This is a genomic window from Fundidesulfovibrio butyratiphilus, assembly GCF_054657235.1.
Map to the genome: position 1 here is coordinate 33232 of NZ_BAAHXA010000002.1, position 14648 is coordinate 47879.

General features: G+C 51.3%; 17 protein-coding genes. 7 read left to right on the forward strand and 10 right to left on the reverse strand.

The features are described 5' to 3' along the window. Positions 1-17: 17 nt before the first annotated feature. Positions 18-251, forward strand: coding sequence for a hypothetical protein (locus ACYQ01_RS11240; protein WP_459933966.1), 234 nt, complete (start codon positions 18-20; stop codon positions 249-251). Positions 252-375: 124 nt separating this feature from the next. Here the strand turns inward: ACYQ01_RS11240 and ACYQ01_RS11245 are convergent, their stop codons facing one another. From ACYQ01_RS11245 to ACYQ01_RS11265, 5 genes are all read right to left on the reverse strand, one after another. After that, positions 376-621 carry a hypothetical protein gene (locus ACYQ01_RS11245; protein ID WP_459933967.1) on the reverse strand — a complete coding sequence of 82 codons (246 nt, stop codon included), beginning with the start codon at positions 619-621 and terminating at the stop codon, positions 376-378. 66 nt (positions 622-687) lie between these two features. Further along, positions 688-1839, reverse strand: a complete 1152-nt coding sequence (locus ACYQ01_RS11250; protein ID WP_459933968.1) for a tyrosine-type recombinase/integrase — start codon at positions 1837-1839, stop codon at positions 688-690. 81 nt (positions 1840-1920) lie between these two features. Further along, positions 1921-2124 (reverse strand): hypothetical protein, encoded by a 204-nt coding sequence (locus ACYQ01_RS11255; protein WP_459933969.1) that lies wholly within the window; start codon positions 2122-2124, stop codon positions 1921-1923. Between the two features lie 73 nt (positions 2125-2197). Further along, entirely contained in the window at positions 2198-2755 is a 558-nt protein-coding gene (locus tag ACYQ01_RS11260; protein ID WP_459933970.1) for a tyrosine-type recombinase/integrase, read from the reverse strand. Between the two features lie 243 nt (positions 2756-2998). Next, entirely contained in the window at positions 2999-3358 is a 360-nt protein-coding gene (locus ACYQ01_RS11265; RefSeq protein ID WP_459933971.1) for a hypothetical protein, read from the reverse strand. A 1940-nt stretch (positions 3359-5298) separates the two neighbouring features. On the opposite strand from ACYQ01_RS11265, the gene ACYQ01_RS11270 reads away from it, so the two are divergent. Further along, positions 5299-7317, forward strand: a complete 2019-nt coding sequence (locus tag ACYQ01_RS11270; RefSeq protein ID WP_459933972.1) for an AAA family ATPase — start codon at positions 5299-5301, stop codon at positions 7315-7317. A 750-nt stretch (positions 7318-8067) separates the two neighbouring features. Here ACYQ01_RS11270 and ACYQ01_RS11275 read toward each other — a convergent pair. Further along, positions 8068-8352 carry a helix-turn-helix domain-containing protein gene (locus ACYQ01_RS11275; RefSeq protein WP_459933973.1) on the reverse strand — a complete coding sequence of 95 codons (285 nt, stop codon included), beginning with the start codon at positions 8350-8352 and terminating at the stop codon, positions 8068-8070. Further along, positions 8346-8672 (reverse strand): type II toxin-antitoxin system RelE/ParE family toxin, encoded by a 327-nt coding sequence (locus tag ACYQ01_RS11280; protein WP_459933864.1) that lies wholly within the window; start codon positions 8670-8672, stop codon positions 8346-8348. The genes ACYQ01_RS11275 and ACYQ01_RS11280 overlap by 7 nt, the downstream gene beginning before the upstream one ends. A gap of 17 nt (positions 8673-8689) precedes the next feature. On the opposite strand from ACYQ01_RS11280, the gene ACYQ01_RS11285 reads away from it, so the two are divergent. Further along, positions 8690-8851, forward strand: coding sequence for a hypothetical protein (locus ACYQ01_RS11285; RefSeq protein WP_459933865.1), 162 nt, complete (start codon positions 8690-8692; stop codon positions 8849-8851). Positions 8852-8879: 28 nt separating this feature from the next. On the opposite strand, the gene ACYQ01_RS11290 is transcribed toward ACYQ01_RS11285, so the two are convergent. Then, the gene (locus tag ACYQ01_RS11290) at positions 8880-9134 is read right to left on the reverse strand and encodes a hypothetical protein (protein WP_459933866.1); all 255 of its coding nucleotides are present in this window, start codon (positions 9132-9134) and stop codon (positions 8880-8882) included. Continuing rightward, positions 9131-9517, reverse strand: coding sequence for a DUF6573 family protein (locus ACYQ01_RS11295; protein ID WP_459933974.1), 387 nt, complete (start codon positions 9515-9517; stop codon positions 9131-9133). The genes ACYQ01_RS11290 and ACYQ01_RS11295 overlap by 4 nt, the downstream gene beginning before the upstream one ends. Before the next feature lie 259 nt (positions 9518-9776). Here ACYQ01_RS11295 and ACYQ01_RS11300 point away from each other — a divergent pair, with 259 nt between their 5' ends. From ACYQ01_RS11300 to ACYQ01_RS11310, 3 genes are all read left to right on the forward strand, one after another. Continuing rightward, positions 9777-10478 (forward strand): hypothetical protein, encoded by a 702-nt coding sequence (locus ACYQ01_RS11300; protein WP_459933975.1) that lies wholly within the window; start codon positions 9777-9779, stop codon positions 10476-10478. 53 nt (positions 10479-10531) lie between these two features. Then, complete coding sequence (locus ACYQ01_RS11305) at positions 10532-11119, forward strand: hypothetical protein (RefSeq protein WP_459933976.1); 588 nt, start codon at positions 10532-10534, stop codon at positions 11117-11119. Between the two features lie 122 nt (positions 11120-11241). After that, the gene (locus ACYQ01_RS11310; protein ID WP_459933977.1) at positions 11242-11640 is read left to right on the forward strand and encodes a hypothetical protein; all 399 of its coding nucleotides are present in this window, start codon (positions 11242-11244) and stop codon (positions 11638-11640) included. Positions 11641-12947: 1307 nt separating this feature from the next. On the opposite strand, the gene ACYQ01_RS11315 is transcribed toward ACYQ01_RS11310, so the two are convergent. Further along, on the reverse strand, positions 12948-13187 hold the full coding sequence (locus ACYQ01_RS11315) for a hypothetical protein (RefSeq protein ID WP_459933978.1): 240 nt from the start codon (positions 13185-13187) through the stop codon (positions 12948-12950). 761 nt (positions 13188-13948) lie between these two features. On the opposite strand from ACYQ01_RS11315, the gene ACYQ01_RS11320 reads away from it, so the two are divergent. Further along, positions 13949-14569, forward strand: coding sequence for a TetR/AcrR family transcriptional regulator (locus tag ACYQ01_RS11320; protein ID WP_459933979.1), 621 nt, complete (start codon positions 13949-13951; stop codon positions 14567-14569). The last annotated feature ends 79 nt before the right edge of the window (positions 14570-14648 follow it).

A 14648-nucleotide genomic window follows, 5' to 3' on the forward strand; every position in this document is an offset into this window, starting at 1 on the left:
CACACCCAGGCCAACCAATGACCTTCCCTGACAAGTCCCCTCCTGAAAAGCCCTGGGCCATCCTCGGTATCAGTCGCCGTCAGTACGACACGGCCAAACCTTGGAAAAAGGCCAAGATGAGCAAAGAGGAATTCGCCAAGCTTGTCTGCCTGGTCCCGCCTGAAGCGATCAAGCACCTTAAGGACATTGCCGACGCGGAGACGCTCCTGCAAGCAACATTTGGGGAAGGGATTGACCTCGACGAAGGGTAGCCTTTCTGACCTTTTCCAAAAACGCAGGGGCCTGCGCAAGCGGTTTCGGTCGCTCCAGGGACTCTCCCCTTCTCCGGTAAAAAGGGGACCAGACCGCACCAACGGCCTGGCCCCCAACGCTCAACTAACGGAGAGCGTCATCGATGAGACGCTCTAAATATCGTTCTTTTCTTTCTTTTCTATTCCCATACACTTTGATAAACTCTTTCCACCAATAAAGCGAATAACTACGCTCTTCACTTTCGTCCACAAAAGCTATAAATTCTTTGTCGCACACCGGACACAATATAAGATCGCCGTCTTCGTCAACATATCCTGAAAATTCACATTTACAATCCATGCAAAGCCAATTCAAACTGAATATTGCCATTACAATTCTCCTTTTAAGAAAATAGGGCGGGACTCTTTCCATAAGACTCCCGCCCCTGTTATAGGTTTACACGGCTACCAAACTTGGCAGCTTGCTCACGGCCCGTTCCTTCTCACCTTCGAGGTAATGATAGTAGACATCAGCCGTCATCTTCACGGTCGAGTGTCCCATCAGCTTCGAAACAGCCGCCAGGTCAGCACCATTGCTGAGCATGGTCGTCGCGAAGAGATGTCTGAGGTCATACATCCGCACCGGCACCTTGATGCCGGCCAGATCGCAGGCGGTATGAAACGACTTGCGGATCGAGGTCACCGGCTTGCCCCGGTACTCGATCAGGTAGGAAGACTGGCTCTGCGCCTTCATCTCCCGCAACCGATCCAGGAAGGCAGCCGTCACAGGGACCGACCGAAAGGTCTTCGTCTTGGTCGCGTAGATTCGAACCATGCTCTTCGTGAAGTCCACATGGTCCCAACGAAGCGACAGGAGCTCCGACCTGCCCGGTCTCGTTCCCAGGTTGAAACAGACCTCCATGGCCCAGCGCACATGGGGCTCGGCTGCCTCCATGATCCGCTTCACGTCCTCGATGCCGATTCTGACGTCTCTGGGCTGCTCCCTGGCCTTCTTGCGCCCTTTCATGGGATTCACCGTGGTCAGGCCCATCTCCACTCCGAAGTTGAAGATGGCGTCCACGTAGTCGCAGTAGCGATTCACCGAGGTCTGGGAGCGCGGCTTGCGCGTGTGCTCGCTCACACCCTGCATGTGGCGGATGAAGGGCACCACGTCGTCCAGGTAGGTCATGCTCTCGACCGGAGCGTCCCGGCCCAGCACGTCGAAGAAGAGGTTTTTGAGCAGGCCCGCGACCGTGACGATGTGTTTGTCCGTCCGACCGGAGACCCGCAGGTGGTTAAGGTAGAGTTTCGACAGCTCTCCGAAAGTGATCCCGCCTCCCCTGTCCTTCACACGTCGTGGTGCCGGGCCGGGGTCTTCCGAATTCTCTCCGGAATCCTCTTCAGACTGCTGTTGCTGACCGGACGATTCCACAATGAATCCGCTTGGATCGGGGAGGGTTGCTCCCTGCTCCTTGGCCTGTCGCACTGCCTGGTCAAACGCTTCCGCTTGCTGACGAGCCGTTTCCCCTCTGCCAAAGGACTTGTCGCGACGTTTCCCGTCTTCCTTGTAGTAGACCATGTACCGGCCATCACGTTGGTAAACGCTCATGTCCATTTCCTCCATATGTTTTGTTTTTTGCATCTATTGCAAAGCAAAGGGGCGACCGCATGAGCCGCCCCCGTGTTCAAGCTAGTCGATATTCGCGTAGATATTGACCGTCAGCTTACCGAGAGTGCGTAGAACCTCTGCAATGTTTCCGGGTTCTTCATCGGACAGCGGACATTCACCTTCTTCTCCCACGCTCATCCAAACTTCGATGTGCTTTTCCGCGTTGATTTCATGCAACATTTTTTCAACATTGACCGATGTCTTGCCTGACTTGACTAATTTCATGATATTTTCCTCATAATTTTTCTGAGAGTATTTCACTGCGCACAAAAAAGGGGCGGATGCCCCTGTTACAGGATTATACCGTGTGAAGGAGAATCTCCTCGACTTCCTCGGCCTGGATTCCAAGATAGCGCCTGGTGACGCTCGGGCTGGAATGATTCAACCGCCGCGAGAGTATCTCCCAGCTCACGCCGTACTGCTTGCGCTGGATGTAGCACCAGGTCTTGCGCAAAGAGTGCGCTCCATAGTTGCCCTTGACGTTGATCTCGAGCGCCCACCGCTTGACCATCATGGTCACAGCATAGGTGGTGATCGGATAGTTCTTGCCCTTGCGGGACTTGAAGAGATAGTGCTCCTCCTTCGGCTTCGTCGCGGACAGGTAGATGTCCAACGCGGCCTTGATTTCCGAATTCATCATCAGGACGTTCTCCTTGCCCGTCTTCTTCTCGATGATCGGGATACGACCCCCGACCTTGACGGACGAGACGTCCCTGACCTTCAGGGCCAGGATGTCCTGCACCCGCAGACCCGAGTTGACGCCCAGGATGAACAGCAGGCGGTCACGCGGTCGATCCGCGAGAACCTTCTTGATGGCCTTCACGTGCTTCATGTCGGTGAAAGGGCCGACCTTCATGCGCAACACCTCCTGGAATCTGGGTTTTCTGTGTAAAACGCCGGGAAATCGTGTTTTCAAAACCGGTCTCCCGGCGGGATTTCCCCTGTTTTCCAGGTATCTTCTTGAATTTCTTTATCTTCCATGAATTTTCCAATGTACGTTTCTTACCAAGAACGTACTTTCCTTCTGGACGCGATTTGCGATCCGCAGTGAATGAAAAAGCCTTTCTCTTGCTGAGAGCGGCTTTTCCCACATTCAGCGTCACACCTTCGTCAGAATGAGCTTGTCATCTTCGAAGGTGACGGAGAATTCGTTTCCGGGCAGCACTTCCATGTGCTCCGGGAGCAAATTTTCCATGTTCAACACCAGCTGTCCCTTGGAGTTCACTCGCGGACGCGACGTGGACTTTGTGTAGAGTCCGTCGACGTCGTGGTAGATCTTCTCCTCGCTGCACAACCGCAGAATGTACTGCTTGAGCACCTGCTTGTGCTTGATGTTCATGCGTTCCATGATCTGGGAGGCGTTCAGCTTCTCACTGATGAGTTGCTTGAGCACCGTGGGGTTGTACTTCGATTCGAACCTCTTGGGAGCTTCTCCGTCTGGGAGTTGCTTCTTCGCCATGGAAATTCTCCTTTTGTTGTTGGCTTATATTTCTATTATATCTGTATAAATTTTCCAAAATTGCATTGAATGCGTTCAAAACCATTGGTTTTGGCTGAACGTTGGTCGCGTCACAGAAGAATCCGTTGGCGATGCGCAAACGAAAACGGTCTTTGGAACGGAAAGGCCCCTTCCAGGGGTTGGAAGCGGTTTTGGGTCCCAACGCCTTGACCGGGGGAGTAAAGCTCAGGAGGAGCGAAATTTGGGGGAAGGAGTCCAGGGGCAGACCCTGATCCGGGCTGGAAAGGCGACAAAACAGGCTCGAAATACGCTGTTCACCGCGTTTTTGCCTTCAAAATCCATGAAAAAGCGCAAATCATGCTGAAAATATTCGATTATTAGCTCGAATACCAAAGAAAAAGGGCCATCGTTGTCGATGAACCCTTGTTTCGTAATGAAGTGTCGACGATTCTTCCCGGTCAGCCCTGTCCCAAGCCTGGAAACAAGACCCACCGGGAGCGGTAGAGTGGACCGTCACCGATCCGAAGCCCCGCATCACCACCGGACAGGCGGTTTTCCCGCATCCGGCGATACCGGGTGAACGTGATGTTTGCGTTGTTAAGGACAAAAAGTCCTAAGGATTGCAGGCAACTATACCCGTGCCTGTCGAAGGGGTCCCGGCCGAAACCGGAAAAATTGTGTCTTTTGGCTTGTTCTGATCCGAAAGCATCCCGGTGTTTTCCTTACGAAAACGCAGCCGCCTGGAGTCGTGCGAGTCCTCAAGCTCGTTTGTGAAACGACGCCAGGTTTCCCTTGGTCTGATGACCGATCCATTCAGAGACGTCCCGCGCCTAATCGCGTACGGCAGCACCCCTTTGGGGATGGAATGTGCTCCATGAGCTTCGAAGGGCCATGCTTCTCGCTCTTCTGCCGCGCCACCTCTGCCTGACTCCCGTTTGGGAGAGACGGGCCGCCTCCTCGGACGCAACCACTTCACCGGACGGATCGCTCCTGCCCGGCTGGTGTTTCTCGGGTCCGTCACGCTCGATGAGAACGGCGCTTGGGATTGTCCCGAAAAAACTGTATTTTTTGTCCTTTCTGCTTCAAACAGAAGCAACGCTCGTACTCCAACGAGACTGGGATCGGTCGACGTTCAAGGCGCCCATGGCCAGGAATCGTCTGAAACTTCATTACGATAAGAGTTTCAGGTAGATATCTGTACAAATCCCGTGAAAGTGGCTTCCCTTTCGGGGCAGGATTGGAGCAATAGCGTCAACAGTCTTTACGTACAGTGGCAACATCATTGGCCAACAACTGGTATGACAGGGAACCTAGCTGCTTTCCTTTAGCTTTGTTGCTGGAGCATCCAACCAGAAGCAATTTGCTACAGATATTCTTCAAAGAAAATTGCGTTTCCTTGGAACTCCGCTTTTTCTTTCACCTCGCCTGCCCCTTTCTCCCGCATCGTCGTGACACAGGCTCAAGCTTTAATTCAACTGGAATGCAGTAGATTTACTTCATAGTCACTTGACTTCGTACTGCTGCTGCAACCGAATGTGCCGAAGATAACGAAGATGATTACCTTATTGTTTCTTAAATATTTACATAAATAATTATATATAATATATAAAAAATTTTATCTTCGTTACCTTCGTGACCTTCGGCGCTCCAGCGACAACCGGGAGAAGGGGCAAGGCGGAGGTGAAGCAGAAAAGCAAAATCTGATGCAATTTCTATGAGATGCAGTCACTGGCGCGTGTTTCGTGACACGGTAAAGGCCTGGGTCAGGCTGATGGTGGAGATGTAGCAAAGAAGCAGTGCCAGGCTTGCCTGCTCCATTTGGAAGTTGCATAGCTTGATGATCATGAACAAATGCACTTGCCTGCACGTTTTCTCGAACGCTCCCTCTCGGGCGGTGTCGTTTTCTCGACCTGATGTTCGACTTCGGTTAAGAAAAAACCATGTCAATCACCACGGATGACGCTATCCGCTTGATCCAGCGCTCTGACCAAATCAGCGACACGGCTCGGCTGGAGATCTTTGAATTCCTGGCCAAGTCGCTTTCCCTGATTCCGTTGGTCGGAGGTTTCCCGGCTCCAGGTCAATCGGCTCGGGAGTTCAAGCGTCCCCTGGAAGCCAACTGGAACAAGTGGTGTGAAACCAAGCGCCCCTTCATCTCTTCCGAGTTCGCTCCCGAGCGTGCGGGGATAGCCTGTGGTCCAGCCAGTGGCCTATTGGTCCTGGATGTCGATGACATGGAGAAGTTTTGGGAATGGCTGGTCGATCAAGGCTTTCCAGCTATTCTCCCGGAAACCCTGAAGGTGAAAACCGGAGGCGAGGGAGAGCGGTATCACTTCTATTTCAGCTATCCTGATGACGGACAGCGCTACGGGTGCCGTTCCGTCAAGGGAGTGTTCGACATCCGGGGCACGGGAGGACAAGTCCTTTGTCCTGGTTCGCTCCATCCGGAGACACGCAGACCCTATACTCTCCAGGGTGAAACGCTTGCTCTGGCGGTAGCCCCGGAATGGCTCCGGAATTACACTCTCACCAAGACGACTCATCCGGACTCCCCTGCCGATTCAGTGGCTCCCGAGACCACCAAGGACACGCCCATGCCCCCAGGTACGACCCCATTGTCGCCTATCGAGACTGATTCAGCCGCTTCCGCACAATCCGTTCAGGCCCTTGCCACCCTGCCCGTGTCCGAAAAGATCAAGAAGATGATCACCACGGCCTTCCCGAAGGGACAACGGTCGGAACCATCCATGACGGTCCTGGTGGGACTGCTCAGCGCCAAGGTGGATGAGGCAACAGTCAAGCAGATTTACGCCACGTATCCGATTGGTGAGAAAGCGCGGGAAGCGGGAGCCGAATGGTTGGAGCGTGAAATCGGTAAGGCCAAAGACCACATCGCAACGGCTTTTGACAACTCCAAGTCGTCTGCCCGTCCTTCCGACGAGGATGATTCCCAGGCAAGGAAGTTCCGGTACGAGACTTTCAACGCCATCGAGGTGATCAATTCAACTTCCGATTTCGAGTTTCTCATCGAGAACTTTTGGCCGAAAGCCGAACCGCTCTTGATCACCGGCCCTGGTGGTGCGGGCAAGTCGATTATGACCCTGCAAATCGCCATGGACCTGATTTTCCCTCCGGCAACTGGCTTCCTGAATGCCTTCAAAGTCAAAGAAGGCCCCCACAAGGTCCTTTTCGTCCAGTCCGAGAACACGTTTATCGGGATGAAGAAGCGGTTTTCGACCATTCGCTCCGCCTATTCGATCCCGGATGCGGTTTTGCGCGAGGGCATCTTCTTTCTCGGCGTCAACCGGGACATCCGGTCCGTTGGCGACATGATGCGGGAGAGCTTCCGGGACATTATCAAGGAAAAGGTTGCCCTTCATGAGGCTGACATCCTGATCATTGACCCCCTGATCAGCTTCCATAACCTTGATGAGAATTCAAACGATCAAATGCGAAAACTCCTTGATCAAGTTTCCCTTCTTGCTGAAGAGGTTCATGTTTCGCCGCTTCTGATCCATCATCATGGGAAGTTTGCCACGGACAGTGGTGCTGGAGGCGGTCGTGGAGCAAGCGCCATAGGCGACTGGTCTCCGAACACGTGGGAGTTGAGTCTTCATAAACAGAGCAAGCAATACAGTCTCCAGCATAATAAAGCGCGAAACTTCATGATCCAGGAGAAGGTTACGCTGGAGCTGGATTATCTTCGGTTTAAAAAAGTCGGGAGCAAGGCTCAGACGACGAATATACAGTACGTACTCATAGCTCTGCAAAACCTTGGAGGAACGGCTAGTTCCAAGAAGGACTTAAAAGCGGAAGTCATAAAAGTATATTCGAGCATGAACTCTGGAGAAACAATCATCGATGGGACCGCCAACAACTACGTTGACCAGGCAATCAAGGCGGGAGAAATCAAGGAATCTTCTATTGCAGGGTCGAAAAGCAAACGATATACATTTTAAAGACAAAATTTTGTTTTTTTACGTCAAATTTTGGGTAAGTCAGCAAAGTCATTTGACGTCAAATTTCATTTTGACTTTCAATTTCAAATAATTTCAATATCTTATCGCAGAATTTCAAAGTCAAAGTCAAAATGGGTTTGTCTTTGATAACTAGTTGATTTTATTGGAAAGTCAAAGTCAAAACGCCCTTATATATTTGGGGGGGTGCCTTTGGCCCCCCCTCTCATATCACAATGGTGTTGACGTGCTGGTGAAGGCAAGAAGAAGAAATTCATGATGAAAAAATGAGATTTACTGAATAGTATTTGAATAATAGATACTAAAGAATGCGCAACAATACCTGCGGCTGACTCGATGGGGAAGCGCACCCTGGAAAGGGTCAGGAAAATCACCGGGCCTTCAACAAGAACGGAGCAGGCGAGGGAACTGACTGGATTTCAGGAGGAGGATGCCTGGGGCAGACACTCCCTCTCGGGTGGAAAGTGGCCGCCCTTCGTCATCTCCGACAGCAGGTGGCGCTCAGGTGGCAAGATTGTGCAGGAACATGTATTGTCAACTCATTAACATTGTTGACTATATTGTTTGCCCCGATGAAACGGAAAAGGGCTTTCGTTCGCTCAAGCTCCCGCATTCGGTGGTCGTGACCCGGCAGGAGGTCCGCAAGCAACCTATCAATAGGGTTGACCTCGAAAAGGGGAGTTTAAAAGCGCGGTTTCCCGCGTATTTGAACCGATCCAAACAGGTAACTTACTATTTTAATTGAATAACAAGTTCCTTGCCCACCGCCTTCGCATACTTCCTCAATGTCGACACGGAGGGTGAATGCTTCCCACTTGACAAAGAAGATTCCAAACGGGCAATGGACGGTGCTTTCGTTCCCATCAAGGCAGCCACCTGGGCCTGACTGAGGCCAGCTTCTTTTCTTGCCCGCAGAAGCTCATCCAAGAGAGCAAACTCTGGAGCCATGGCATCGTAGGCTTCCTTGACCGCAGGGTTTGCAAGCATTTTTTTTGCAAGTTCCTCATGGGTTAACATGCTTTTACCTCCTGCATTCGTTTTATTGCGACCAGAATCTCCCGCTTGGGAGTCTTATCGGACTTTTTAATAAAGTGGTGAAGCATAACAATTTTCTTCCCGACAAGAGTGCAATAGAAAACTCTGGCAATTCCTTCAGCACCTTTCAAACGAAGTTCGAAAAGACCGTCTCCCATCGCCCTGGTATGCGGCAACCCTAGATCAGCGCCGAATACTCGCATCCGTGCCGTAAGATGCAGATAACGAGCCTGGAGGGTGACTGGCATCGCCAGAATCTCCTCCTGTAACAAATCACTATAATAGAATATTTCCCATTCCACGGCCCTAGATAACAAATATGTTACTGTTAGTCAAGGGGAGAACCGTCCTTTTCGACCTGGGCGACGTCGGTTTGACGAAGGAGCAGGCCCGGAAGGAGCTGGAGCAGTTGCTTGCCGGTGCGTCAGAAGAGCAGGTACGAGCCATCCTGACCATGGCCAGGGTCTTGCTCGCGAAGTGATGGAGGAGGTAAACGACCACTACTGGAGCTACTCCAATCGCTCCGCTTCTGCACCTCCACCGTCCCTTCCGAAAATCCTCTCCAGTTCCTCTCGAAAGTTCCGGGTCAGGTTCAGTCCGATCTCAGAGCATCCCCTGATCAGTTCAGCACCGTCGCCGGCATCCCCGACAGCACCCATCATCTGAAAGAGGTGCTCGATGGGACGGAAGCGGGCCAGAAGCGTATCCAGCTGATCCAGGCGATCCGGGACATGCGCGTCATCAGGGGCGGAGGGTGCCATCACAGGTCCTCCGGCAGGCAGAGGGTCAACACTGGTTCACCGGAATCGCCAGGTCCGACGTGAAGGACGACCTGGACCGTCTCCGTCTTCGCTGGACGCATGAGAAACGCGACCTTGAAGTAGACCCTGTCTTCCCCCATACTTCTTCTGGCGGCGATGTTTGCCAGGGTCAGAAGGTCATGGAGACGTCCCTCCAGAGACTGCCCCAACGCTTCCAGGTCCTCTGACGGCACCACATACCCATGGTAGAGCGCATCCGAGATGGCGAAGGGCAGCTTGAAGCCGTAATTTCTTGCACTTGGGGTGATGTCGATCAGAACGCCGTCAGCCAATGCGTCTGCGCGCGTGTAGCTGAAGATGATATTGGGGGTCGGGCTGTCAGGCATAGGCTCCTCCAGAGGTCGGGATGGGGAAACCGTATGCGCAGGGGGCTGCGCCTGTGGTTTAGCTAAGTGAGTCTCGACTTGATCTGAAAACTCCTCTTGAAAAGGAGGAGGTGATCTTTTTTGATTGGCTCCACGTGGCGTTACAAATTATTTTTAAATTTCTTCCCATATAGCCCTATATGGGCTGAAAAATTTTTCCAGTTGCATATTCTCCCGCTATTCCGGTTTCGAGCCGGTCCCCCAGCAGGAGACTCTCTCCATGTCTTACTCGCATGAAACATCCATCCCGCCCCATATGCGGGCAGAGGATGACTTCCTGGGCCAAGGCTTCCCATACGACATCCCTGTGGAAAATCTCAGGTTCGCCCCCTATGGCGATATCGTCAAACTGATTTCGCTCCACCCCGACGCCGCCTACGCCATCGACGACGTGGACGCCCCGAGCCATGAGGAGTGGCTGTTCGACTACGGTCCCGAGCCGCAAGACGATCACGACCGTTTCCTGTGGCAGAGCGCCCAAGCGGTGCATTCCCTTGTGGCCCAAGCCCTCGCCCAAAAAGCTCAGCAAGCCCACCACCGGCGTAAGCGCGCCGGCTATCATGCCGTTGTGCACGGTCTGAGCGCCCATGATCCGCTCTATGAGCGCACCATGGACGTGATGCGCCATTATGTGAGCCAACTTTCCGAGAGCTTTCGGTCTTTAGTTATGCCCAGATTGGCCAGTCACAGCCCGTCCTTCCTCGCTTTCTATAAGGAACTACGTCTGGCCGCTGAAATCGTGGAGAACTCCCTCCATCACAATCGCAAGAAGCGCACGACGCATAAAGGCAAAGGCGCGCACAGCGCTGAAGAGACTCACCGTCAGGCGAAGTTGCGTGATCTCAAGGCGCTCATCCAGCGAGGTGAAGCCACGGACGACGACTTCGTGCGCTACTTGGACCTGTTAGGCGTGAATCCCTAGCGGGAGACATTTTCGAGTCAAACTCGACAACACTGCAACCCAAGGAGCAACGTATGGAGACCAATAACGGGGGCGTCAACCCCATTGCGGTAGCCTACAATTATATGGCGGACAACAATATGGCCGACAGCACGCCAAAGACCCAATTGGCGCAATTCAGTTCGGCGGGACAAGGAGGACTCGGAGCCGCCGGAGGACAGAACCACACCATGCCCCCGGCAACTGGAGAGCAAAATTCGACAAAGCCGAAGGAATTTTCGTTTTTACCTCCGCCTGTTGGTTGGACATCAAAACAGAATCCTGATAAAGATGGAATTCATCCGATATTGCACCCGATCGAGTTCTACCAAAGAGCCAAAGAGCTCCGCTCATGGGGGCAGAAGGTTGCGGGGGAACATAAAGACTCGGATGCACGCCACGCCACGGTGAGTTACCTGCTCACCAAGGAGTACGGCCCTAACTGGACCCGGCTGGCAGGTTTAGCCAACGAGGTGCAGGGATTTTTTTGGCATGACATTTTCGATTTGCCAGCACGCTATAGCGGCGAAAGGCCCTGGGCGTTTTCGACTGACGACTTGGTCGCTAACGAAGTCGGCATCCAAAAGGCCGAGCAAGAAATAGAGGCCCAGAAACAACCATAGCGCCACACGCCGACAAATCGGCTCTGCCCTGTCGGAACAATACCTTTATCCGGCAGGGTGGAGTTGTAGTCATCCATGCGGAGAAACAGCGCGCTTCACATATAACAAACAATGGATACGCAGTGAGTATAATACGTTTTATAGGTGTTGCTGCTAAGCATACTCTTATTGTTCTCTTAGTTATGTTTGTTGCCGCATTACTCTTCGCTCGTTCTTGCTGTCCTACTCCACAGCCGGAAGACGTCGAACACATGCGCATGCTTAAGGAAAAGTTCCCAGAATATGACTTCTCATTTGACTGCGAGTATGTACGGACAAGAGCGAAGACAGTAGAAGCTCAAGGAAACGAAAACAAACTGCAGGAGATGTATTTGCTTTTTTTCATTGACAAGTCAGGGGTCAGACGAAACTCTGATTTTGTATATTTGAATTACTATGGAACAGATGGAGAATTTAAATATCAAGTCTATTACAATGTAAAGACAAAATCATTCAGCAAAGGCTTGAGAGAGCATCACTGATAGTAGGTTGGTTGTCTCTCGGCGAACACATGTCACCGCAATGACCTCTGACCGAGCAAGAAATAGAGGCTAAATAAAAACATAGCGCCATGCGTCAACAAACAGGCTCCGCCCTGTAGGAACACTACGTTTGCTCGGCAGGGTGGAGTTGCAGAAGACCGGAGAAGGCCCAGCAGACCACCAGGGCAGGGGAAAATCCAACACCCCCTGTGACTCGCTCCGTCTGCCCTTCCGTCATCACCCGCATCAGGGCACATTCAGGGCAATCGGGGAGAAGGAACCCGACCCTGCGCCAGGCCCCCACCGCACCAATCCTGCGTCACCTTCAGCATATCATGAACGGCCCAAAACTGACTAAACCAAACGTCACAAACGTCACCTCAATAAAACTCATTTAATTTCAGCATAATAACATCAAAATGCTTCATTCCAGAGTGACATTTGGGCCAGCCGACACGACGAAGCGAACTTAAAGCCTACCCAAACGCACCCACCAACCTCTCCTCAACCCCCTGCAAAAACGTACATTCCTCCAAAAACACCCCCTCCTGGAAGTTCCCCAGCAGCGGGGAGACCAATCCCCAGCACCCCAGAAAAGTCCCAGGAAGGCCCTGTTTTGTGGAAAATTGGGGCAGGTCCGGGACTAGGCCAGGAGGAGGACCGGAGAAGCCCCAGGAGAACACCTAGGCAGGGGGAAATCCCACCCCCTGTGACTCGCTCCGTCTGCCCTTCCGTCAGCACTCGCGTCAGGGTTCATTCAGGGCGGTCAGGGAGAAGGAACCCGGCCCTGCGCCAGCAGTGGTCCAGCCCGCTCCTTTTCAGCACCCGAGGATACACTTCGTCAGCTCCAGTCCTGCCCAGTCCTGCACCGGCCCACAATTTTTCTCAGGGATGCACTCGGAATGTCCATTTGTCCAAACCGCAGCAGGCACATCAGGAGTAGGTGAAGACAACCCACCACACATCCCCTTGATTTTTCATCAAGAAGTCATCTCCAGGACCGCTCCTGTTCCCCCTCCGGCAAGTCCGCCTCCTCACCAGGAGCAAATTTCTTTTCCCCTGGGGGGACATCGAAGAGCACCCAAACCACCACCGCTTGAAAATCCCTCAAGAGGCCATCATCTTTTTGCTCCGTCTTCGCTGCGGCTTGTTGCGAATTACTTTTTCCAACACAGCGAAAAAGCACAACAAAAAACGACCTCTTGAATTTTCCTCAAGGGGCCGTCTTCTGGATGCTCATACAGGGGAATGCTGCTTCACCGAGACTTCGGTGTCCGGGAGCGCCAACAAATCTGAAACAGAAACTCTTAAATGGCCTCTTCAAGCTGATGCCGAAGCGATGTAATCTGTGACAATATAATGTCTCGGCCTAAATCAATATACTTGCTAAGTATTGCAAGATAATAGTCAGCATTTATCGGATCAGGATCTTTGCCTGCAAGCTTTGCATTGCACTCACCTTTAACGATGCAACACTGCTGAATCTCAAGCTCACGTAGCGGTTCTAAAATATGTGAATCAATCAAAGGAGAAACTTTGATGATCATCGCCCTGCATTCGTGAAACTTTTGCTCCAACCGCCGTATATACGAATCTCGATCTATATCATTTACATTGACGAGCGGGTCATACTATATATATACATCCATAAGTTTTTGAATTGCATAATTTATATACGATGCCTTTATCTTTGAAGACTCGACACGTTTTGAGTTGTTAACACCAATAAATGCAACGGCTATGGCCGTAAATAGGCTGACGATAGAAGACAGTAGGGGGAGATAGCTTATCAACTCATTTGGCATGGGTACTCCCGCAGATATTCATCCGTGTCTGCTCAAAATGGTTTACTCAAGCTTGAGTCCTGTCAGTCCAGTCCGGGAGCGCCAACAAAAGTGTTGGCGGAGGCAGCCAATGTAAAAAAAAGGAGGGGTTACCCAATTTCTTGGATAACCCCTTGAGGTCTTTGGTGGAGCTGGACGGAATTGAACCGACGACCTCTTGAATGCCATACCAGCAGCATTTTGAAATTATTAAGCTTTGGCGAGCCAGCCAACGGTTGCCAATGTGTCTTTTTGGCTTCCGCCAAAGGAATTGTGGCTTTCAGGGATGGGGCTGCCAACGGTGAGTTGGCGGCTGGGGTTGCGCAGGTGGTGAGGTTTTGGTCAGTCAGCCAAAGGGTTGCCAACGGTGCTTTGGCATAATTCATTTGTCTGAACCATAGACCATATCTTGACAAGGCTTAGACGTTTTGACTAACAGGTCTGACATACCTGTCAATCATGACAGACAAACGCAAGGTGATCCAATGAATCACGAAGAAAAACAAACAGATGTAGAAAAACGAATTTTTGAAGCCGCCAAGCGTGTATTCGTTCAAAAAGGAATGGACGGCGCTTCGATGCAGGATATCGCAACATCAGCAAAAATCAGCCGAACTTCCCTCCATTACTATTTTAGAAGCAAGCAGAAATTATTTAGGGCGGTATTCGACGACCTTTTTGACACATTTTTACCGGAATTTGAAAACATCATGTTCGACGATTGTTCGTTTCAGAACAGGCTTGAACGCTTCATATCGGCATATATGGACATGCTCATGCAGAATAAGCATCTTCCAAACTTCATAACTAACGAACTCAACAAAAATCCTAAGCTCGTAGTCCCGTGTTTCCGTAAAAAGTGGCTGTTTTCTGTTCGTATGCAGAAACAAATCAAAAAGGATTTATTACAATTCGATACGGATGCTGATGTATCACAGTTCATGATCACAATGATCGGCCTATGCGTATTCCCATTCTTGGCCAGACCTGCCATTGAGGCCATTTTCCTCAAGCAGGATGACGATTCATTTTACAAATATATTGAAAAACGAAAAAGCATAATTGTTTTCATGCTAATGTCACAACTAGATAAGAATACTATTTAAAATAGAAATCATAGCACTGCGGTAAAAAAGATACCTTTTGTTTACTTCATATCGCTAGAAGCGATAAACACAACATAAT